General features: G+C 69.9%; 17 protein-coding genes and 2 pseudogenes. 8 read left to right on the forward strand and 11 right to left on the reverse strand.

Features of this window, described 5'->3' with window-relative positions; genetic code table 11:
• Positions 1-79 precede the first annotated feature (79 nt).
• From AB0E67_RS34540 to AB0E67_RS34580, 9 genes and pseudogenes are all read right to left on the reverse strand, one after another.
• Positions 80-1,099: a phosphotransferase gene (locus tag AB0E67_RS34540; protein WP_362034568.1), complete on the reverse strand. Its 1,020-nt coding sequence runs from the start codon at positions 1,097-1,099 to the stop codon at positions 80-82.
• Positions 1,096-2,622 (reverse strand): Gfo/Idh/MocA family oxidoreductase, encoded by a 1,527-nt coding sequence (locus tag AB0E67_RS34545; RefSeq protein WP_362034570.1) that lies wholly within the window; start codon positions 2,620-2,622, stop codon positions 1,096-1,098. Before AB0E67_RS34545 ends, AB0E67_RS34540 begins: the two co-directional genes overlap by 4 nt.
• Positions 2,619-3,723 (reverse strand): annotated as a pseudogene (locus AB0E67_RS34550) (LLM class flavin-dependent oxidoreductase). The gene AB0E67_RS34545 and the pseudogene AB0E67_RS34550 overlap by 4 nt, the downstream one beginning before the upstream one ends.
• A 19-nt stretch (positions 3,724-3,742) precedes the next feature.
• Positions 3,743-4,801, reverse strand: a complete 1,059-nt coding sequence (locus AB0E67_RS34555) for an Ldh family oxidoreductase (protein ID WP_362034572.1) — start codon at positions 4,799-4,801, stop codon at positions 3,743-3,745.
• A 75-nt stretch (positions 4,802-4,876) separates the two neighbouring features.
• The gene (locus AB0E67_RS34560; protein WP_362034574.1) at positions 4,877-5,104 is read right to left on the reverse strand and encodes a hypothetical protein; all 228 of its coding nucleotides are present in this window, start codon (positions 5,102-5,104) and stop codon (positions 4,877-4,879) included.
• A 90-nt stretch (positions 5,105-5,194) separates the two neighbouring features.
• Positions 5,195-6,082 (reverse strand): aminoglycoside phosphotransferase family protein, encoded by an 888-nt coding sequence (locus AB0E67_RS34565; RefSeq protein ID WP_362034576.1) that lies wholly within the window; start codon positions 6,080-6,082, stop codon positions 5,195-5,197.
• A 155-nt stretch (positions 6,083-6,237) separates the two neighbouring features.
• A complete protein-coding gene (locus AB0E67_RS34570; RefSeq protein WP_362034577.1) occupies positions 6,238-7,404 on the reverse strand; it encodes a GNAT family N-acetyltransferase in 1,167 nt (388 codons plus the stop codon).
• Positions 7,405-7,420: 16 nt separating this feature from the next.
• Entirely contained in the window at positions 7,421-7,954 is a 534-nt protein-coding gene (locus AB0E67_RS34575) for a MaoC family dehydratase (RefSeq protein ID WP_362034579.1), read from the reverse strand.
• 153 nt (positions 7,955-8,107) lie between these two features.
• On the reverse strand, positions 8,108-8,551 hold the full coding sequence (locus tag AB0E67_RS34580; RefSeq protein ID WP_362034581.1) for an ABC transporter ATP-binding protein: 444 nt from the start codon (positions 8,549-8,551) through the stop codon (positions 8,108-8,110).
• 39 nt (positions 8,552-8,590) lie between these two features.
• On the opposite strand from AB0E67_RS34580, the gene AB0E67_RS34585 reads away from it, so the two are divergent.
• From AB0E67_RS34585 to AB0E67_RS34620, 8 genes are all read left to right on the forward strand, one after another.
• Positions 8,591-8,926 carry a hypothetical protein gene (locus tag AB0E67_RS34585; RefSeq protein ID WP_362034583.1) on the forward strand — a complete coding sequence of 112 codons (336 nt, stop codon included), beginning with the start codon at positions 8,591-8,593 and terminating at the stop codon, positions 8,924-8,926.
• Entirely contained in the window at positions 8,887-9,534 is a 648-nt protein-coding gene (locus AB0E67_RS34590) for a hypothetical protein (RefSeq protein ID WP_362034585.1), read from the forward strand. The genes AB0E67_RS34585 and AB0E67_RS34590 overlap by 40 nt, the downstream gene beginning before the upstream one ends.
• Positions 9,516-10,823: a transposase gene (locus AB0E67_RS34595; protein ID WP_362034587.1), complete on the forward strand. Its 1,308-nt coding sequence runs from the start codon at positions 9,516-9,518 to the stop codon at positions 10,821-10,823. The genes AB0E67_RS34590 and AB0E67_RS34595 overlap by 19 nt, the downstream gene beginning before the upstream one ends.
• Positions 10,824-11,136: 313 nt before the next feature.
• A complete protein-coding gene (locus AB0E67_RS34600) occupies positions 11,137-11,877 on the forward strand; it encodes an SDR family oxidoreductase (RefSeq protein WP_362034589.1) in 741 nt (246 codons plus the stop codon).
• Between the two features lie 595 nt (positions 11,878-12,472).
• Positions 12,473-12,682, forward strand: coding sequence for a ferredoxin (locus AB0E67_RS34605; protein ID WP_362034591.1), 210 nt, complete (start codon positions 12,473-12,475; stop codon positions 12,680-12,682).
• Positions 12,672-14,048: an FAD-dependent oxidoreductase gene (locus AB0E67_RS34610; RefSeq protein WP_362034593.1), complete on the forward strand. Its 1,377-nt coding sequence runs from the start codon at positions 12,672-12,674 to the stop codon at positions 14,046-14,048. The genes AB0E67_RS34605 and AB0E67_RS34610 overlap by 11 nt, the downstream gene beginning before the upstream one ends.
• 34 nt (positions 14,049-14,082) lie before the next feature.
• On the forward strand, positions 14,083-15,300 hold the full coding sequence (locus AB0E67_RS34615; RefSeq protein ID WP_362034595.1) for a cytochrome P450: 1,218 nt from the start codon (positions 14,083-14,085) through the stop codon (positions 15,298-15,300).
• A gap of 333 nt (positions 15,301-15,633) precedes the next feature.
• Positions 15,634-16,845: a Gfo/Idh/MocA family oxidoreductase gene (locus AB0E67_RS34620; RefSeq protein WP_362034597.1), complete on the forward strand. Its 1,212-nt coding sequence runs from the start codon at positions 15,634-15,636 to the stop codon at positions 16,843-16,845.
• Positions 16,846-16,926: 81 nt separating this feature from the next.
• Here AB0E67_RS34620 and AB0E67_RS34625 read toward each other — a convergent pair.
• Positions 16,927-17,803: pseudogene (locus AB0E67_RS34625) on the reverse strand (LLM class F420-dependent oxidoreductase).
• 326 nt (positions 17,804-18,129) lie between these two features.
• Entirely contained in the window at positions 18,130-18,816 is a 687-nt protein-coding gene (locus AB0E67_RS34630) for a tectonin domain-containing protein (protein WP_362034599.1), read from the reverse strand.
• Between the last annotated feature and the right edge of the window lie 38 nt (positions 18,817-18,854).

Genomic DNA, 18,854 nt, shown 5'->3' on the forward strand with positions numbered 1-18,854 from the left:
GCGTCAACGTCATCTGCGCACTCATCCGTGACCGACGGTGCTACCAAGTCGCACCACCAGTAACCCTCGCGGCTTGACATCAGCATTGGGAAGCCTCCATCTGCGCGGCGGTGTCCAGCAGGTCGGCGACGGTGAACGGACCGGTGTCCAGCAGGCGCAGGAGCTGGCGGCGGAAGCGATCGGCGGTCGCGGGCGGAGCGGTGGGCGGGTAGGGGACGACGCGGGCCTCCAGCCGGTACAGCAGGACCCCGGCGGTGATCGTGGCGAGCAGCGCGTCCGAGCGCCAGGTCCGGGTGGGGCTGGGGAGGGTGTAGGCGTCGAGGAACGCGGCGGTCGTCTTGTGCTGGACTGCGGGCCGGGTCAGGTGGTGGAGCACGAGGTGGGCGAGGAGGTATCCCACGTCGTACAGCGGGGAGCCCCGGTGGACGTTGTCAAGGTCAACGAACGCAGCGCGCCCGGCGGCGAGGCTGAGGTTCTTGGGTGCGACGTCGCCGAGGACGAGCTGGTGGCCCGGCAGGGCATCCAGGCGGCGACAGGCGTCGGCCAGCGCAGGGTGCCCGGCGGTGCGCAGGCAGAAGTCGTAGGCGTGTTCCTCGCGGAAACGGTCGTCACCGTCACCTTCCCTGACAGGGGGAAGGCCCGTGGTGGCGTGGTGGATCCGGGTGAGGGCGTAGCCGAGCCGCGCGCATTCCTCGATGTCGGCCGGCCGTTCGTCGAGGTGCTCGCGCCAGGTACGACCGTCGGGGAACACGTCGGTCATCACCATGGCGTGCGCGTCGGGCAGGAAGGCAAGGACCTGCGGGAACAGGTCGGGCAGCGCTCGGTGGTAGAGCGTCAGGGCCCGGTGCTCGACAGCGATCAGCGCCGGGTCGGTGGCGAGGTGCCCGATCCGGGAGAAGCGGCGACCGCGGACCTTGACGATGACACAGCCGCTCTCGCCGTACGCGCGGAAGACGTGGCTGACGTTGCCGCCGGTGCACGCCCGGATCCGAGTGACGGTCCCGGTGTGCGGGTGGCACGCGGCGAGGACCGGCTGAAGGTGCGGCCCGAGGAGCGCGGACAGGTCGGACATGGCGCTGGTGGAGATGGTCTCGGTCATCGTGCCGTTCCCAGGGTGGCGAGGGGGCGTTCGGCGGTCAGAGCAGGTGCGGGGTGGAAGTCGAGTGCCGCGGTGGCGGGGTGGCCGTTGGTGAACCGGTGGGCCATCGACAGGTAGGCCGCGGCCATCAGCCGGGCGGAGCGCCGGTGGTCGGTCAGATCGGAGGTCAGCCCGGTCCGGGGGATGCTGCCGGTGAGGTAGGTGAGGAACTCGGTGACGGCGCGGGTGCGGGCCGAGCGCTGGGTCGGCAGCACCGCCGCCGTTCCGTTGCCTCGGCTCAGGTCGGCGAAGCCGAGGGTGCGGTGCCGCTCCCAGTCGGGGCGCAGACGGTTGTTGCGGAAGACGTGCAGGGCGATGTGGTCGGCGCCGCCTGGCGCCGTCGGATCGACGCCGTCCTCGTCCTCATGGAGGGTCTGCAGGACGTGCAGGTGCAGGGCCTGGAAAGGGCCTTGCTGGATGATGTGCGTCTCCTGCCCGATGCGGCCGTTGCCCTTGTAGAGGCCGTCCACCGCCGGGTGGAGGCTGCCGCGCTGGGAAAAGGTGCTGTGCGCGAGGTTGCTGCTGGCGAGCGTCATCGTCCGCCCGCGGCTGCGGTAGGCGATGCTGAGGAACACGTCGACCTCGCCGAACCCGGTGGTGAGCCGTTCGAGGTCGGCGACGGAATACGGGTTCCGGGCGGTGAAGCCGGGCAGGATCCGTTCATGGTCGGCGACGGTGAGCTGGGCGAGGCTGTCGGGAGGACGGGTACAGGCCGCGTGGACCTCGATCTCATCGATCTCCTTTCCCGGGCGCTCGCCGGCGGCCAGCAGCCACGGCACGGTGTCGAAGTGGTGGTAGCCGGAGTGCGAAGCCTTGCCGTACCCGCGGTCGAAGCCGTGGTAGCTCAGGTCAACGAATTCGTCCGGCAGCCTCCACTGGCCGTCACCGTGGCTGGACTGGACCGAGGTGACCGGGCAGTTCGTGGCCTCGGCGACCTCGGCGACTAGCTCCCGCATCGTGCGGAAGGCAGGGTGCCAGCGACGCTGGCACAGCACACTGACCACCATCCGCGGATCACGCCGGAGCGCCCGACGGTAGGCGTCCAGAAGGGTGTCGAAGTCATCGGCGATCGCCATGGCGGCCGCCGGGTCGGTGGATGCGCCCGGGTGGACGGTCAGCGGCTTGTCCAGCAGCACCGGCAGGCCCCGCTCGATCGCCCACAGCGCGTACGGCAGATGTACGGACGGTTCGGTCGCTACGACAACGGCGCCGATCCGCTCACGGGCCACCACGTCGTCCAGCACACCGCGCACCCGGTGGGGCAGGGTCGGGCGGGTGACGGGGAACGCCTCCACCGCGATGACCGGCATCCGCCGGGGGCGGCCGGACGCGCTGTATTCGACCAGCGCGTCGGCCAGGTGGGGAAGGTCGACGCCGGTGAGGGTGCCCGCGAGGCCCGCCTCCTGAGCGGCGGCGAGCGCGGGCAGGTGGTTGAGGCGGGTGTGCGGGCCGACGCCGATCACCAGCACGTTGACGGCACTCACCGGCCCACCGCCGTGCCCGCGCCCAGCAGCGGCAGAACGCCTTCGCCGACCTGGTACGCCTCCTCCAGGTGCGGAAACCCGGACAGGATGAACTCCTCGATACCGAGGGTCGCGTACTCGGCGATTCGGTCGGCGACCTCGCGGTGGGAGCCGACCAGCGCGGTGCCCGCCCCGCCGCGCAGCAGCCCCACCCCGGCCCACACGTTCGGGTAGACCTCCAGGTCCGCGGTGCGGCCACTACCGCGGTAGGCGGCGTGCAGGCTGCTCATGCGGGCCTGCCCGGTGGACTGGCTGGCGGCGAGCGTGGCCTGCACCCGCTCGACCTGCTTCGGGTCGACCCCCGTCACAAGGTGCTTGGCGGCGGCCCACGCCTGCTCGGACGTGTCGCGGGCGACGACGTGGAACCGGATACCGAACCGCACGGTGCGCCCCTCGGCCGCTGCCAGGGTACGGATCCGCTCCAGCTTGGCCGCGACCTGGTCGGGTGGCTCGCCCCAGGTGAGGTAGGTGTCCGCGTGCCGGGCCGCGACCGGGCCGGCCTCCCGCGACGAGCCGCCGAAGTACACGCCGGGCAGCGGGTCGGGCGGGGCGAAGACGGTGGCGCCGCGCACGTTGTAGTACGCGCCGGTGACGTCGAACGGCTCGTCGGACCAGGCGCCGCGCAGCACGGTGAGCCACTCGGCGGTGCGCGCGTACCGCTGCGCCTTGTCCAGGTGGTCGCCGAAGCGGGCCTGCTCGGCCGCCTCTCCGCCGGTGACCACGTTCAGCAGCAGGCGGCCGCGGGAGTGGCGCTGGAAGGTGGCGGCCATCTGGGCGGCCAAGGTGGGGGGATATGGCGGGGCGCTCGGTTTCCTGGGCGAGGGCGGCGCAGGTCAGCCAGGCGTCCTCGCAGAACGTACCGACAGGGGTGAGGATCGCCTCGAAGCCCATGTGCTCGGCAGCCTGTGCGATCTGCGTCATGTACCGAAGGTCAGGGGCACGGTGCCGGTCTGAGCCGGTGTCCGCAAAGTCGCTGTCGTGGCCGGGGCCGTGGGTGCCTCGCATCCCGGTCGTCAGGGTGCGGCCGTCGCTGGCGGTGGGCAGGAACCAGTGGAACTGCATAGTGGACTCCAGGCGGCTGTCAGTCGGAGGTGAAGTCACCGGCGGCGCGAGCGCGAAGGCGTGCCAGGACCGGGGCGGGGATCTCGACGGCGCCGGACGCCCGGGCCGCGGCGGCGAGGACCCGGGCCTGCTCGCCCGGCAGGCGCCAGGTGTCGCCGTCGGCGATGCTCGCGGCGCGCAGTTGCTCCCGCAGGCGAGTGTTCGCGGCGGCGGCTTTGCGGCCGGGGTCGGCGAAGTCGGGGTCGAGCGCGATGAAGGTGTAGCCGGTGGTATAGGTGCCGTCCACGTCGCTGCCCATGGGGAAACCGAACAAGGAGCCGGTCAGGGCCTGCAGGAGCAGGGAGAGTGCGAAGCCGCGGTGGTCGCCGAACACGACGGCGGAGACCGCGTCGTCCGGGTCGCGGGTGTGCTGCCCATCGGCGTTGACGAAGCAGCTGGGTGGCAGCGGTCGGCCGGAGCGCCGGTGCTCCCACAGCACGCCCATCGGCGCCAGGGTGGTGCCCATGTCCGCGCCGAGCGGCTCGTCGAGGGTCGGCAGGGCGAAGGAGAGGGGGTTGACGCCGACCACGGGGGTGCGGCCGCCGGCCGCGACGGCGTCGGCGCGGGAGGTGTTCGTGGCGATCCCGATCAGTCCGCGCCGGGCGATCGCCTCACTCCAGTCGGCGAGAATGCCGTACCGCTGGGTGTTGATCATCCCGACCACGCCCGCGCCGAACCGGCTGGCCCGCTCCACTGCCACACAGACGGCGAAGTCGGCGCTGAGCGGCCCGATCTCGCGGCGTGCGTCGATGACCGCGAACACGCCGCGCTCACGCACCACTTCGGGCGGGGCCTGCCGCTCGGGAAAGAACCGCGACTCGAAGGCGAACTTCGTGACCCCGTGCGAGGGCTTGCCCCGCAGTTCCCCGGCCAGGTAGTGGCGCACCACCCGGCTGGATTCCTCTTCGGGCACACCGGCGGCGGCGCACACCGTGGCCATCAGCGACTCCAGCTCCCTGATCGGCATCCGCACGGCCACCCGGCCCGGATCGGGCCGCGCGGAGCCTCGGGTGTTTCTGTGGCGGGCGGCTTCAGACATGGCTTTCCCTATGAATCGGCGTGGACGAAACGCACCGGCCGCGCAGCAGCGGCCGGAAGAACAGGACGAGGCGGATCAGGTGAGGATGCGGAAGCGGTGCCAGCGCTGCGCCGACCAGAGCTCGCTGTCCCGCTCCGGGCGGCACTCGGGAGTACACGTAGCGGCCTGCTCGGCGCGGTGCCGGGCCAGTGTGGCGACGGCGGTATCAATGGGCTCGGCGACGACCGGTGCGATGCGCGCCTCAGGCACACCGCTCCACACAGCGGGCATGGGACCACCGGAGAGGTCGGACGCGAGGGTCATGACCAACTCCTGTGGCTTCGGGGGAGTTCGGGGTGGGGATCGGCAATGGTGCGTGGGCGCCGCAGCGGGCCTGGCCCCGCGCGTGATCGGCTACGGGCTGTGGGAGGCCATCCGGTCAAGGATGAGGTGACCGCGCGCCACGAGGTCCCCGCGATCCTTGACCAGGCCGTTGCGCAGGTAGGAGACGCCGAGACGGACAATCAGCAGCCGCAGCAGCCGTTCCTCCTCCTGCGTGAGGGGACGGCCGTAGCCGGTGAAGTAGGCGTTCTTGAGGTCGGGGCGCGTGGGCCAGACGGCGCCACCCAGCCACACGAACTCCTCGGCGGCGACGCCATACTGGGCCATCGCGAAGTCGATCAGGCCGTGGCGGCCGGTCTTGGCGTCGTACAGCCAGTTCCGGGTTGCGTAGTCACCGTGCTGGAATACCAGCGGCAGTTGCTCGGCCAGTTCCACCAGGTTCTTCGACGCGGCTTCGACCAGCGCGACCCGGTCGGCGGCCAGGTGCGCCGCAGTTTCCTCCAAGCAGTCCGCGGCCTCCCGGGCCTGTTCCTGCATCGCCGCGCGCACGGCGGCGCGATCTGCGGCCGACCCGGGGTCCGAGGCGTCGTGCCAGAGGCGCAGAAGCCGTCCGGCGCTTTCGTGCAGGCGCAGCTCGACATCCAGGTCCAGCGGCAGATCCCGGACGACCTGGCCCGGCAGCGGCGAACTCAGGAGCGCACGCAGTTGCGGGTCGGCGGCCAGCAGACGTGGTGCCTGGTGTTCGGTCAAGGTCCGCCCGGTGTACGCGTATCCGGCGATCTCGCGGTCGTAGTCGAGTGTGCTGGGGCTGAGCTTTACGAAGGCGGAGCGCGGGCCGGCGGCCACGCGCCACACGCGCGAGCTACTCCGGGGCCAGGAGCGATCCTCGATCGTGTCCAGACCGGACAGGTAGTCGGCGGTCCAGGCACGCAGCTCGGGCGGGAATGGCTTGTCGGTCATGGGATGAACGTCTCCGAACAGGAAGCGGAAGAACTGGTCTGGACGGGTATCGGGGCGTGCGCGCAATCAGCCCGTTTTGGCTCAGGACGGCTTGCCTCGCGGCGGGTCCAACGGGCGGAATGGTCTGCGGGTGCGACGGCCGGCAGGCACCAGGGTCAGAAGTAGTCGGCGAGCCACGGCTCCCTGTCGCCGGTGGCGGCCAGCAGGCGGGCAATCGCGGCCGGTTCTCCGTACAACCCGGCCAGCGCGGCAGCCGCCACGCTGCGGTACCCGCCGGCGTACCAGACGGCGAACTGCCCCTCCGTCAAGGTGACGCCGACGGTGCCGCCGCCGGGGCGGAGCTCCCCCTGGCCGCCGCCGATCCGCAAGGTGTACCGGTCGGCGCCGGAGCCGTCCGCCGCAACGAGGTCCAGCACGATCTCGACGTCGACGTCCTCGGGCCAGCCGCGCAGTTCCACGGCGCGGCGCGGGTCGAGGACCCGCAGCATCCAGGGGTGCCAGGCCCGGGCGGCAGCGGCGCCGCCCTTCCCGAGCCGGTGCAGCAGCAGCGTGCCGGGCGGCAGGCCGGTGCGCTCGAACGCCACGGTGGGGATGCGGCTGTGGTGGCGGCCGAGGAAAGAGAGCATTGCGGCGGCAGTCGGGTGGTCGGCCGCCCAGAAGTCGTGAACGACCAGTTGCCGCCCATCGACCGGGTGCCGCTGCGCGGCCAGTGCAAGCACCCCGCTCGCCGGCCCGCCCGGCGCGGCGAACGCGTACGTGGACAGGTCCGGGTGCTGTTCCTGCTGCCAGCCGCTCCACCAGGCAGGCCGCTGCCATGGGCCGTTCCACCGCCCGGCCAGGACATCGCGCAGCCTCGCCAGCCGGTCACTGTCGCCGAAGGTGATCTCCATTGTTTCGGCACCGAACTGCTTCAGGGCGTCCGTCGGCACCGTCCAGGAAAACACCTGCGCCGGGGCTTCCCAGCCCATCCGGCGCACGTAGCCGTTGGAGGCCGTCCACAGCGTGGCGAGGACCGCGCCCTGTTCCCGCAGCGCGTGCAGCCGCTCATCGGTCAGCCGGGCCGCGAGCCGGCCACCCCGTTCCTCCGGGGCGACGCAACCACACGCCATGCTCGCGCTGGGCACCGGGCGGCCACCGAACCACTGCGGGATCAGCAGGCCCAGGCCGCCGGCGACGACCCTGCCGCCTCGCAGCGCCACCCGCCGGTCAGCATGCCCGCCCAGGCGCATGATGTCGGGCACCGCCTGGCCGTAGGCACGTCGGGCAAGGGCGTCGTACTCCTCCCACATGGCGGCGTCGGCCTCGGCGAACGTCAACTCCATGGACCAGTGCTCCCTTCTAGTAGTCGGTAGCATCGCGCAGGGCGATTGGGGCCGCAGGGACGAAGAAGGTGCGGGTGCAGCTGACGACCCGCTGGTCGTTCTGGTTGAACCCCTCGATACGGCAGGTGACGATGCCCTGGTCCGGGCGGCTCGAGGAGCGGCGGGCGGTCAGCACAGTGCTTTGGGAACGCAGCGTGTCGCCGACGTACACGGGCTTCTCGAAGCGCACCTCATCCAGGGCGATATTGCCGATGGTCATACCGCTGGTGGAGCGCACCGTCATGCCGAGCACGATGTTCAGGGTGAGCATGCCGCACACCAGGACCCGTTCGTGCCCGATGTGCCGGCAGAACTCGGCGTCGGAGTGAATGGGCGCCTCGTTGCCCATCAGCGCGAGGATTTGGACGTGCTCGGTCTCGGTCACGGTCCGCGCTGGCCGGTGCTCAATGACCAGCCCCGGGGCGAACTCGTCGAGGCCCAGCCCGACGACCTCGCGGACCTGACTGACTCCGATGCGCCGGAAGCCGCGGGGGATGCAGTCGTCCATCATCAGCTCGCCTGCCCGGCCAGGGCGGTGAACGGACCGCCGGCCCGAGTGACCACGGCGCGCGCCGCCGCAAGCGGCTGGTGGCGGGCACCGTGGCGGCGATGGGAACGGTGCCCGTGAGGGCTTTTGCCAGTGGTACACCGCCCCCTACCTGGTTCAGTTCGATCCGTAGGTTGCGGCTTGTTTGGTCCACATTGCCGCGTACTCGGAACCGGGGGTGGTGATGAGTGCGTTGTGGGTTCCCTGTTCGCGGATGCCTCCGTCGTCGAGAACGACGATGTGGTCGGCGTTGCGGGTGGAGCCGAGGCGGTGAGTGATGAGGATGACTGTGCGGTTGACGGCGAGTGCGCGGATGCGGTCGTACATCGCCTCTTCGGCGCGGGGGTCGCGGGCGGAGGTCGGTTCGTCGCAGATGAGGATGGGTGCCGCGTCACGGTAGAAGGCTCGTGCTGCGGCGAGTCTCTGCCACTGGCCGGGAGACAGGTCGCGTCCGCCCCACTGGGAGGGCGAGAGGTAGGTCTCCAGGCCGTCGGGTCGCTCGCGGATGAGACTGTCCGCGCCAGCCGCGACGGCGGCATTCCAGATGCTGCTGTCGTCCATCGGGCCCTGGCCGAGGCGCTGATCGGCAACTACCGCAGTGTGCTCAAGGACATCGACGACGGCGGCCCGGCTCAGGCCGCGCTGGCGAAGGCCGCCGAGATGACCGCCGAGGCCGTGGCCGCCCTTGAAGGGCTGGACGAGCAGGCGTCGGCCGAGGAGGTGGCCCGGCGCCTGGGCGGTGAGGTCTCCCCGGCCGTCCTGGCGCTGATGAAGGCCCTGCTGGTGCAGGCCAGCGGGCTCGGCACGGTCACGAAGACCGTGGAGGGCTCGGCGGGTTCGCGAAGCAGTATGAGCAGATCGAGAAGGTCTCCGCCCACCACGGCAACTTCTGGGAGGTGCTGCTGTACGGGCAGATCGGCCGGGACCGGGCGCTGATGTTCGACCTGGCCGAGAAACTGGAGTTCACCGCCACCTCGGAGGACGGGCGGGTACTGGACGCGCTCGCGCACGCACGGCGCAACGAGGCCGCCCGCGGCGAGTACATCAGCGCGATCGGCGAGGACGGCAGGCGCATCGACACCTCGTTCGCCACGCAGAACTGGCAGAAGGCCGTGGTCGACAAGAGCAGGCCGGGACAGTTCGTCCGCCGGTACTTTGAGGCGATGGTCTTCACCTACCTCGCCGAGGAACTCCGCTGTGGCGACATCGCCGTGACCGGCTCGGAAGAGTACGTCGACTGGTCAGGGCAACTGCTCCTGTGGGACGTCGTCAAGGAGAAACTGCCCGCCTACCTGGCAGAGGTCGGGCTGGCCGAGGACGAAGACCAGGCCGCCGCCTTCGACGCCGCCTCCTTCCGCCGCCAGCTGGAGGACCGGCTGCGGGCCGCCGCCGCGGCGGCGGACGCCGGATACCCGGACAACGAGAGCCTGGTCATCGACCCTGCCACCGGCATCCCCTCGCTCAGCACCGCTCGGAAGGGCAACGTCCATCGGCGAAACGGCTGGAGCAGGAGATCAAGGCCCGTATGCCCGAGCGCACGCTGATCGGGATCTGCGCGAGGACCGCGTACTGGGTGGAGTGGTGGCGCCGCTTCGGCCCGCCCTCGGGCAACGACCCGAAACTCACCGACCCGTTCGGCCGGTACGTCCTCACCACCTTCGTCAAGGGCACCAACATGGGCCCCTACGAGGCCGCCCGCCACATCCCCGGCGTGAGCGGGCACGAACTGGCGTACACGGCGAACCGGCACTTCTCCCTCGTGCTGCTCAACGAGGCCATCGCCGACCTGGTCAACGCCCACGCCCGCCTGGACATCTCGCAGGCGTGGGGCGACGGCACCGCCGTGGCCGCCGACGGCACCCACATGGACACCTACCTCGACAACCTGCTCGCCGAGACGTCCGTCCGGTACGGGAAGCCGGGAGGCATCGCCTACCACCACATCTCCGACACCTACATCGCGCTGTTCACGCACTTCATCCCGTGCGGGGTGTGGGAGGCCGTCTACATCATCGAGGGCCTGCTCAAGAACGCCTCCGAGGTCAAGCCCACCACCGTGCATGCCGATACCCAGGGCCAGTCGCTGCCTGTCTTCACATTGGCGCACCTGCTGGGCTTCGACCTGATGCCCAGGATCAGGAACTGGAAGGGCCTGGTCTTCTACCGGCCGTCCAAGCAGACCGAGTACGTGCACATCGACGCGCTGTTCGGCGAGGCGGGTAAAAGCGTCATCGGCTTCGACCTGATCGAGTCCCAGTTCCGGCACCTGATGCGGGTGGCCGTCTCCGTCCGCGAGGGCGTCATCTCCTCGTCCACGCTGCTCGAGCGCCTGCGCTCCGGCTCCCACAAGAACGCCACCTACACCGCGTTCCGCGAGGTCGGCCGTATGATCCGTACCGTGCAGCTGCTTCGGTATCTGACGGACGCCCCATTGCGTCGGCGGGTGACGGCGGCGACGAACAAGGTGGAGTCGTTCAACCGGTTCTCCCAGTGGGTCGGCTTCGGCAACCGCGGCGTCATCGCCGACAACGACCCCGTCGAGCAGGAGAAGGCGATGAAGTTCAACGCGCTGCTCACGAACGCCGTGATCTTCCACAACGCCCTGGACGTCGCCGAGATCGTCCGCCAGCTGCTGGAGGAGGGCTGGGAGATCAACCCCGAGGACCTGGCGCACGTCTCGCCGTACCTGACCGAGCACCTCCAGCGGTTCGGCGAGTACTCCACGCACGAGCTCGGCATTCAGCCGGCGGCGTACGACCCGAAGCTGGATGTGGATTTCACGCAGCTGCGTGACCAGGACCCGGCCGCGGCGGGCTTCAGCCAGGCCGCGTGAAGGGGGCAGGTCGGCATCATGATGGCCATGGACGATGTGCGCGACTGTCCTCACTGAGGACGAGATCAACGGTCTACTCGATGGTGACCGCGACGCCCGATGGGACGCGGACGACGAGTACGAGTGGACGTGGTCAGCGAAGGCGAGCTCACCGGCCTCCCAAGACCACGTGGGCCACGGCCCCGGGCAGGACCGTGATCAACGATCGGCCCGGCGTGGGTCCGTCCTCGCCATGGAATGAACCATCAGGATCATCAGTTACACGAGGAACGACCGACAGCATGTCGTTCCTCTCGACTTGGAGGAGCGTTCCATGACTGCAGAACTGGACGGATCCACCGCTCTTGTCACCGGCGCCACCGCTGGCATCGGCCGGGCCGTTGCCCTTCGCCTGGCAGCGTTGGGGGCCTCGGTCATCGTCCACGGGCGGGACGAGCAGCGAGGTGCTGAGACCGTCAAGGAGATCGCTGCCGCAGGCGGGAAGGCCCGGTTCGTTGCTGCGGATCTGAGCAGCTCTGAAGATGTCCTGCGTCTTGCCGCCGAAGCAGGCGAGGTGGACATTCTGATCAATAACGCCGGTATCTACCGGTTCGCCAGTACGCCGGACACCACCGCCGAGATGTTCGATACGCAGATGGCCGTCAACTCACGCGCGCCGATGCTCCTGGTCGGTGCCCTCGCCCCGGGAATGGCTGCACGGGGGCGTGGCGCCATCGTGAGTGTGAGCACAGCGGCGGCTACCACGCCGGTGCGGGGAACGGGCGCTTACGGGGCCTCCAAAGCGGCACTCGAACTGCTCACACGAGTATGGGCTGACGAGTTCGGCGGCCAGGGCGTCCGTGTGAACGCCGTGGCCCCGGGCCCTGTCCATACCCCAGGGACGGAGGAGATGGGAGGTGAAACCCTCCAGGTGATCGGGCGAACCACCGTACTGGGGCGGGTCGCAGACCCTGAAGAAATCGCGGAAGCGGTTGTGTTCCTTGCCTCCTCCCGCGCCAGCTACATCACCGGCGCGGTTCTCGAGGCACGCGGCGGACAACTCGCGATCGGCTGACTCCGGGCTGGGCCGCGATGGGCATGCCAAACCTGAAACTCATGCCCATGATGTCCATGGACTGGTCGGCATGTCTGACGGGAGAGGCCCACACCACGAGCAGCGGCTTGATGCCCGGGAGCGGCCCGTTCGGGCACGAGGCGGAGGTCCCCGGGCGCTCGGTTCGGCGACGGCTGCCTCGACCCGTAAGAAGTGTTTCTGATCCTGACGTGAGCAGTTGACGCGGTGTAGTTACGGCAGCAGCCGGCGGGACGGTGATCGCTGCCCAAGCATCTGGTGGCCATGCCGGTCACTGTCGGTCTGCACTCTTCGGCATGCGGTCAGGGCCGGTCCGGGCGGGGCGGACGTGATGGTAGAGCTCTGTCTGATCGTGTACCCGCTGTCGGGCTGGCGCTGATGTATCCCCACACCGATCTCTTTCACGGCGCCTCCGTTCCTGTGTGCCCGATCGCAGCCTCGTTCCGGCCCACCTGCGCGTTCTCGAACGCCCTTGCCCGCTGGATCTGATCCCGATGGAGTAGCCGGGCGAGCGCCTGACGCATTCCGAGCCTAGAAAGAGACAGGGAGCTCAAGGCGACGAAGGGAGAGGCTTGGGATGCGGCTCGTCGCGGACCTCACCCGCTGCCAGGCCTACGCGCAGTGCGTGTTTCTCGCACCGGAGATGTTCGAGCTGCATGGCGAGGAAGCGCTGCTGTACCGCCAGGAAGTCCCGGACGAGCAGTTGGAGCGCGTGCGCCAGGCCGCCGCGGCGTGCCCGGTCCAGGCGATCCTCGTGGGTGAGGCGGTGAGCGCCGGTGCCCGGTGACCTTCGGGAGGGCCCCATCGTCATCGTCGGCGCGTCGCTGGCCGGGTTGCGGGCTGCCGAGACGCTGCGCGAAGAGGGTTTCACCGGCTCGCTGACCGTGGTCGGGGACGAGCCCCACCCGCCCTACGACAGGCCGCCGCTGTCCAAGCAGGTTTTGCTCGGCATGTCGGCGGCGGACACCACCGGGCTGCCGATGCGCCGCGACCCGGACGCCGACTGGCGGCTCGGAGTGCGCGCCACGGGGCTCGACCCGGTCGGCCGTCAGGTCCTGCTGGCCGACGGCGAGTCCCTGCCCTACGACCGGCTGCTGATCGCCACCGGAACCCGGGCGCGCCCCTGGCCCCAACGGGAGCAGGCTGCCCTGGACGGAGTCTTCTCCCTGCGCACTCGTGACGACGCCGGGTGCCTGGCCGAGCGGCTGGCCGCCGGGCCGCGCAGGGTGCTGGTCATCGGCGCAGGCTTCACCGGCTCGGAGATCGCCTCGGCCTGCCGGGAGCGGGGCATTGAGGTCACGGTCGCCGAACGCGGCACCGCACCGCTGGTGGGCGCCCTCGGCGGCACACTGGCGAAGCTCGCAGCCGGCCTGCAGCGGGCCCACGGCGTGGACCTGCGCTGCGGAGTGACGGTCACCGCGCTGTGCGGGAACGACATCGGGCGGTTCACCGGAGCCGACCTCTCCGACGGCAGCCACATCGACGCGGACGTGTGCGTCATCGCCATGGGCGCGGTCCGCAACGTCGAGTGGCTGGCGGATTCCGGGCTGGCGGCGGGCCCGCACGGGGTCGCCTGTGATGCGGGGTGCCGCGCCTTCGACATGTACGGGATCGTCACCGACGACGTCTTCGTGGCCGGCGACGTCTCCCGCTTCCCCCACCCGCTCTTCGACTACCAGATGCTCTCCTTGGAGCACTGGGGCAACGCGGTCACGCAGGCCGAGGTGGCGGCCCACAACATGATCAGTCCCGGGCCGCCGCGGCGGCCCCACCTCGCGGTTCCGGTCTTCTGGTCGAGTCAGTTCGGGGTCAACATCAAGTCCGTGGGCGTCCCCACCTACTCCGACCAGGTGGTCATTGCCCAGGGCTCACTCAGTGAACGCCGTCTGGTGGCGGTCTACGGCTACCGGGGCCGCATCACCGCCGCCGTCACCGTCAACATGGCCAAGTGGCTGGAGTACTACCAGACCCTGATCGAGACCGCCGCCCCGTTCCCGCCCGCGCCCGGCGCGGCTGACGGCCACCCGCTGGTGACCGAATTCGCGCTCCCCTCCGACGTGCCGGATTCGAAGGGACTGTCCCACGGCCCCACCGTCGCGCTGACCGGTCACCTGCCGGACCGCCGACTGACCGTGGTCCGGCCCACTGGCTGACCCTTCCGTCCTTCCTGTCACAAGGAGCCCGTCGATGGCTGTCGACACCCTGCTGGAGCGGATCACCGACTACGCCAACCGCCCCGACCCCTACCCGCTGTACGCGGAACTCCGCGAGGCGGGCGTGGCGCGGCAGACGGACGGCAGCTACCTCGTCGGCGGGTACTACGACATCGTCGCCCTCTTCCACAACCCACGGCTCAGCTCCGACCGCCGCAACCGCGCCGGCACCTACAGCGGCCTGCCAGCGGAAGAGGAAGAGCCCCACCCTTTCGTCCGGCTCGACGACCCCGAACACCACAGGCTGCGCAGCCTGGCCACACGGCCGTTCGGTCCCCCGCACAGCCCGGGCCGGATCGACGCGATGCGAGACGAAATCACCCGGATCACCGACGAACTGATCGAGTCCCTCCAGGGCCGTACGCGGATCGACATCGTCGACGACTTCGCCTACCCCCTGCCCGTCACCGTCATCTGCCGACTCCTCGGTGTACCGCGCGAAGACGAGCCCACCTTCCGCGAGTGGTCCAACGCCATCACCGACTCCGTCGACATCCGGCCCGGCGAAGACCTCACCATGCGCCAACAGGCCGGCAACCAGGCCCGGGCGCAGATGGGCCGCTACCTGGTGAACCTCGCCGAACAGCGCCGCGGCCACCCGGGTGACGACATGCTGTCCGCGTTCGTCAACGACCCCGACCCGACCGGAGAGCTCACCCGCGAGGAACTGGCGGCCACCGCAGTACTGCTGCTCGTCGCCGGACACGAGACCACGGTCAATCTGATCACCAACGGCGTGCTGACCCTGCTGCGCCACCCCGACCAGCTGGAGCGCCTGCGCCGCGAACCCGACCTGCTTCCCGGCGCGGTGGAGGAGCTGCTGCGCTACGAACCCCCGGTCCATTTGCTGGACCGCACGCCCCTCACTCACATCGACGTCGCGGGTACGACCATCCCCAAGGGCGTACCCGTGGTGCTCGCGCTGGCCTCGGCCAACCGTGACCCCAAGCGGTTCCGCGACCCCGACCGGTTCGACCCCACCCGCCGGGACAACCAGCACCTCGGATTCGGCAGCGGCATCCACATCTGCTACGGCGCACCTCTCGCCCGGGTCGAAGCCCAGATCGCCCTGGGAGCACTCCTTCCCCGGCTCACCACCACAACCCTGGTCGAAGACCCTCCCCCCTACCGGCACAGCGCTGTGCTGCGCGGCCCCCGGCACCTTCCGATCGAGCTGACCCCGTCGCCGTAGACGCAATGAACCGCCTCGCCGTGGCGATGGAAACGAGGCGGCACGCGGAACGGAGCTGCTCAGTCGCGGGCGCGCTGGTAGACGGTAGCCAGATCTCGCTGACGGTGGCGAAGCAGGCGATCGCGTGCCGGAGCATGTGGGCCACTGTCCCTGCCCCAGGATGCAAAGTAGAGCAGTGCCGGTCGTTCATTCGGTTGTTCCTCGGCCGGTTCGGAGCGCCGACGAGCCGCAGGGCAGGGCGCGGCGGAGCGAACTCGCCGAGTGAGATGCCGCTAAAACGAACGGCAAGCCGATCGGCACGTAGCTGACCGGGTTGCTCAGACCGTGTCCTCCATGGCTATGGGCCGTTTCGAGGTGAGAGAGCAGGTGACCGTGAACGCTGGGGTGCACATGACGTCCACTTCCCCTCATCAGGAGCCGATCCGCGTCGGTATCGTAGGACTGAGCGCGAGCGGCGGGTGGGCGGCCACCGCCCATGTGCCGGCGCTGGCAGGACTCGACGGATACGAGTTGCGGGCGTTGAGCGCCAGTAGCGCCGTGTCAGCACGTGCGGCCGGCGAGAAGTACGCGGTGCCGCTGGCCTTCGGCAGCGCAGAAGAGCTGGCCCGCAGCGAGGAAGTCGATCTCGTGGTGGTGACGGTGAAGGTGCCTCATCACCTGGAGCTCATCCGACCCGCGCTGGAAGCGGGAAAGACGGTGTTCAGCGAGTGGCCGCTCGGTGCCGACCTTGCGCAGGCCGAGGAACTGTCCAACCTCGCGCACCACAGGGGCGTGCTCACGGCCGTCGGCCTGCAGGCCCGGTCGGCTCCACCGCTCCGGTACCTGCGGGACCTGGTCGCCGACGGCTACGTGGGGCGGGTGCTGTCGACCAGCATGCTCGGGTCCGGCTGGATCGGCGGCGCCACCTACGACGACAACTATGCGTACGTGCTGGACGGCACGAGCGGCGCTACGCTGCTGTCGATCCCCTTCGGGCACTCCGTCGACGCGCTGACCATGGTGCTCGGGGAGTTCCGCGAGGTGTCGGTGCTCATCGAGAACCTGCGCCCCGAGGTCACCCACGTCACGAGCGGGGCGGTCGCGGCCAAGACTGCAGAGGACCAGATCGCCGTCACCGGGATGCTGGAGTCGGGGGCCGTGGCCGCGGTGCACATCCGCGGTGGGACGTCACGCGCAACCGCGTTTCACTGGGAGATCAACGGCACGGAGGGTGATCTCGTCGTCAAGGCCGACGAGGCTCAGTGGTGGTACGCGGGGCTGCGGCTCATCGGAGCCCGGGGAGAGGACGGCACGTTGGCCGAGCTACCGGTTCCCGCCCGCTATCAACGATCGCTGACGCAATGGACCGAGCGATCCACTGAGCCTGCCTGCAACGTCGCACACGCGTACGCGCTTCTGCGCGACCAGATCACCGGGAACCTTGCGCCAGATGAGGACGGCGTTCCCGACTTCCGGCACGCCGTCCGGCGACACCGCATGCTGGAGCGGATCCGAGAGGCGGCGCGCGCGGGCCGGAAGGTCACACTCGCAGAGCAAGGCGCGTAGGCCCCGAAGTGAGCCAGGTCGGGAGCTCGACCCTTTCGCCCTCGGCGAGGATGACCACGGTTCCGGTGTTCCCCGAGGCCGTTATCCCAATAGACAGGCGAGCCTGCGCCATTCCTCCCTCGGGAGCTTGTCCCCGTGGGTGCCGGTGAGCACCTGGAGGGCCACGTGGTCCCCGCCCGCCTGGTGGAAGGTGTCGATGCGGTCGCGGATGCGGTCCTCGTCGCCCCAGGCGAAGACCGCGTCGATCAGGCGGTCGCTGCCGCCCTCGGCCAGGTCGGCCTCGGTGAAGCCGTGCCGCAGGAAGTTGTTGGTGTAGTTCGGCAGGGTGAGGTACATGGCGAGGGCGTCGCGGGCCAGCGCGCGGGGCCCGGGCCGGGTCGGTCTCCAGGACCACCTTCAGCTCCGGGGCGAGCAGTGGGCCCTCGCCGAGGATCTCGCGGGCCTGGGCGGTGTGTTCGGGCGTGACCAGGTAGGGGATGGCGCCGGCCGCCCGCTCGCCGGACAGCTTCAGCATCTTCGGGCCCAGCGCGGCCAGCACCCTGCTGTCGGCGGCGACGCCGGCCTCGTCCAGCTCGTCGAGGTAGCCGGTCATCGCCGCGTACGGGTGGCTGCAGTCCTTCACCAGCGGGCCGTGGCTCACGCCGAGACCCACCAGGTAGCGGCCGGGGTGAGCCGATTCCACCTCGGCGAAACCGACCGCGGTCGTGGTGGCCTCCTGCTGCCAGATGTTCAGGACGCTGGTGCCGACGACGATGCGGCGCGTCGCCCCGATCAGTGGGGCGGCATGGTCGGCGGTGCTGTTGTTGCCGAGCCAGATGGCGCCGTACCCGAGTTCCTCCAGTTCGGCCGCGGCCTCGTCCAGTTCGCCGCGCCGGGCCGGGTCCTCCGAGCGCAGTTCGACGCTCCAGGCGCCGTACCGGCCGACTCGCTGCTTCAGGGGGACTTTGGTGTCGCTCATCGGGTGTTCCTCCGGGTGGTGAGCTGTGCCGTGATCATCACGTCTCCAGCCACTGCCGACCGGAGGGCGTCCCCAGCCGATTCCCGCCGTTCCCTCAGTTGGTCGAACGGACTGTCCGGTGCCACTGAACCTTGACCGATTGCCACTGAAGTTTAACCGGGCGGGACTGGGCGGTCTGGAGGGGCAAAGGGGGCACCAGTGCACGCGTCCGGTAACTGCTGGGCAGGTCCGGCGGGGGAGAGCAAGGTCGCCTGGGGGCAGTTGGGCAGTCTGCGGCCCCGACCTGTTCCAGGCCGGGGCCGCAGTAGCGGTGGCAGGGACGGGGGTCAGCTGGGCTGGTCGCCGGTGTAGCGGTAGATCTCGGCGCCGCTGTTGATGTGCCACACGGTGCCGTCGGCGCCGGCGGCGATGTCGGTGGCGGTGCCGGGGATGTTGACCCAGGGGTTGGAGCCGCTGGCGTCGTTGTTGGTGTACTTGTAGATCTTGCCGGCCGGGTCGACGCCCCACACGTTCGTGCGGGAGCCCACCGCGATGCGCTTGAGGCTGCCGGGGACGCCCACCCACGGGTTGTTGGGGTCCTGGTCGCCGGTGTACCGGAAGATCTGGTTGCCGCTGTTGACGCCCCACACGGTGCCGTCGGCGCCGGCGCCGATGTCGCTCAGGCTTCCCGGGACCTTCACCCACGGTTTGGCGTCGAAGTTGGTGTACCGGTAGATGGCGCCGGCGGAGTCCACGCCCCACACGCTGGTGCGCGAGCCAGCGTCGATGCGGACCAGGCTGCCGTCGATGCCCTTCCACGGGTTCGAGCCGTCCTGGTCGCCGTGGTAGCGGTAGATCTGGTTGCCGCCGTTGACCCCCCACGTGGTGCCGTCCGCGGCAGCCCCGATGTCGCTCAGGCCCCCGGGGATGTTGATCCAGGGGTTGGCGTCGAAGTTGGTGTACCGGTAGATGGCACTGGGCCTTGACCCGGAATCTTGGACACGGGCTATGCGGGTTGGGCCAGGGTAATTGATGTTGTGTCGAGTGCTGTCTCGTAGGCGATGGGACTGCG

Source organism: Streptomyces sp. NPDC032161 (assembly GCF_040636995.1).
Lineage (GTDB): Bacteria > Actinomycetota > Actinomycetes > Streptomycetales > Streptomycetaceae > Streptomyces.

Coding starts and splice junctions, on each gene's coding strand:
- AB0E67_RS34575 (WP_362034579.1), bottom strand. CDS start 7,954: ATGATGGACGACTGCATCCCCCGCGGCTTCCGGCGCATCGGAGTCAGT.
- AB0E67_RS34595 (WP_362034587.1), top strand. CDS start 9,516: ATGCCCGAGCGCACGCTGATCGGGATCTGCGCGAGGACCGCGTACTGG.
- AB0E67_RS34580 (WP_362034581.1), bottom strand. CDS start 8,551: ATGGACGACAGCAGCATCTGGAATGCCGCCGTCGCGGCTGGCGCGGAC.
- AB0E67_RS34540 (WP_362034568.1), bottom strand. CDS start 1,099: ATGACCGAGACCATCTCCACCAGCGCCATGTCCGACCTGTCCGCGCTC.
- AB0E67_RS34570 (WP_362034577.1), bottom strand. CDS start 7,404: ATGGAGTTGACGTTCGCCGAGGCCGACGCCGCCATGTGGGAGGAGTAC.
- AB0E67_RS34615 (WP_362034595.1), top strand. CDS start 14,083: ATGGCTGTCGACACCCTGCTGGAGCGGATCACCGACTACGCCAACCGC.
- AB0E67_RS34600 (WP_362034589.1), top strand. CDS start 11,137: ATGACTGCAGAACTGGACGGATCCACCGCTCTTGTCACCGGCGCCACC.
- AB0E67_RS34605 (WP_362034591.1), top strand. CDS start 12,473: ATGCGGCTCGTCGCGGACCTCACCCGCTGCCAGGCCTACGCGCAGTGC.
- AB0E67_RS34555 (WP_362034572.1), bottom strand. CDS start 4,801: ATGTCTGAAGCCGCCCGCCACAGAAACACCCGAGGCTCCGCGCGGCCC.
- AB0E67_RS34620 (WP_362034597.1), top strand. CDS start 15,634: ATGGCTATGGGCCGTTTCGAGGTGAGAGAGCAGGTGACCGTGAACGCT.
- AB0E67_RS34565 (WP_362034576.1), bottom strand. CDS start 6,082: ATGACCGACAAGCCATTCCCGCCCGAGCTGCGTGCCTGGACCGCCGAC.
- AB0E67_RS34560 (WP_362034574.1), bottom strand. CDS start 5,104: ATGACCCTCGCGTCCGACCTCTCCGGTGGTCCCATGCCCGCTGTGTGG.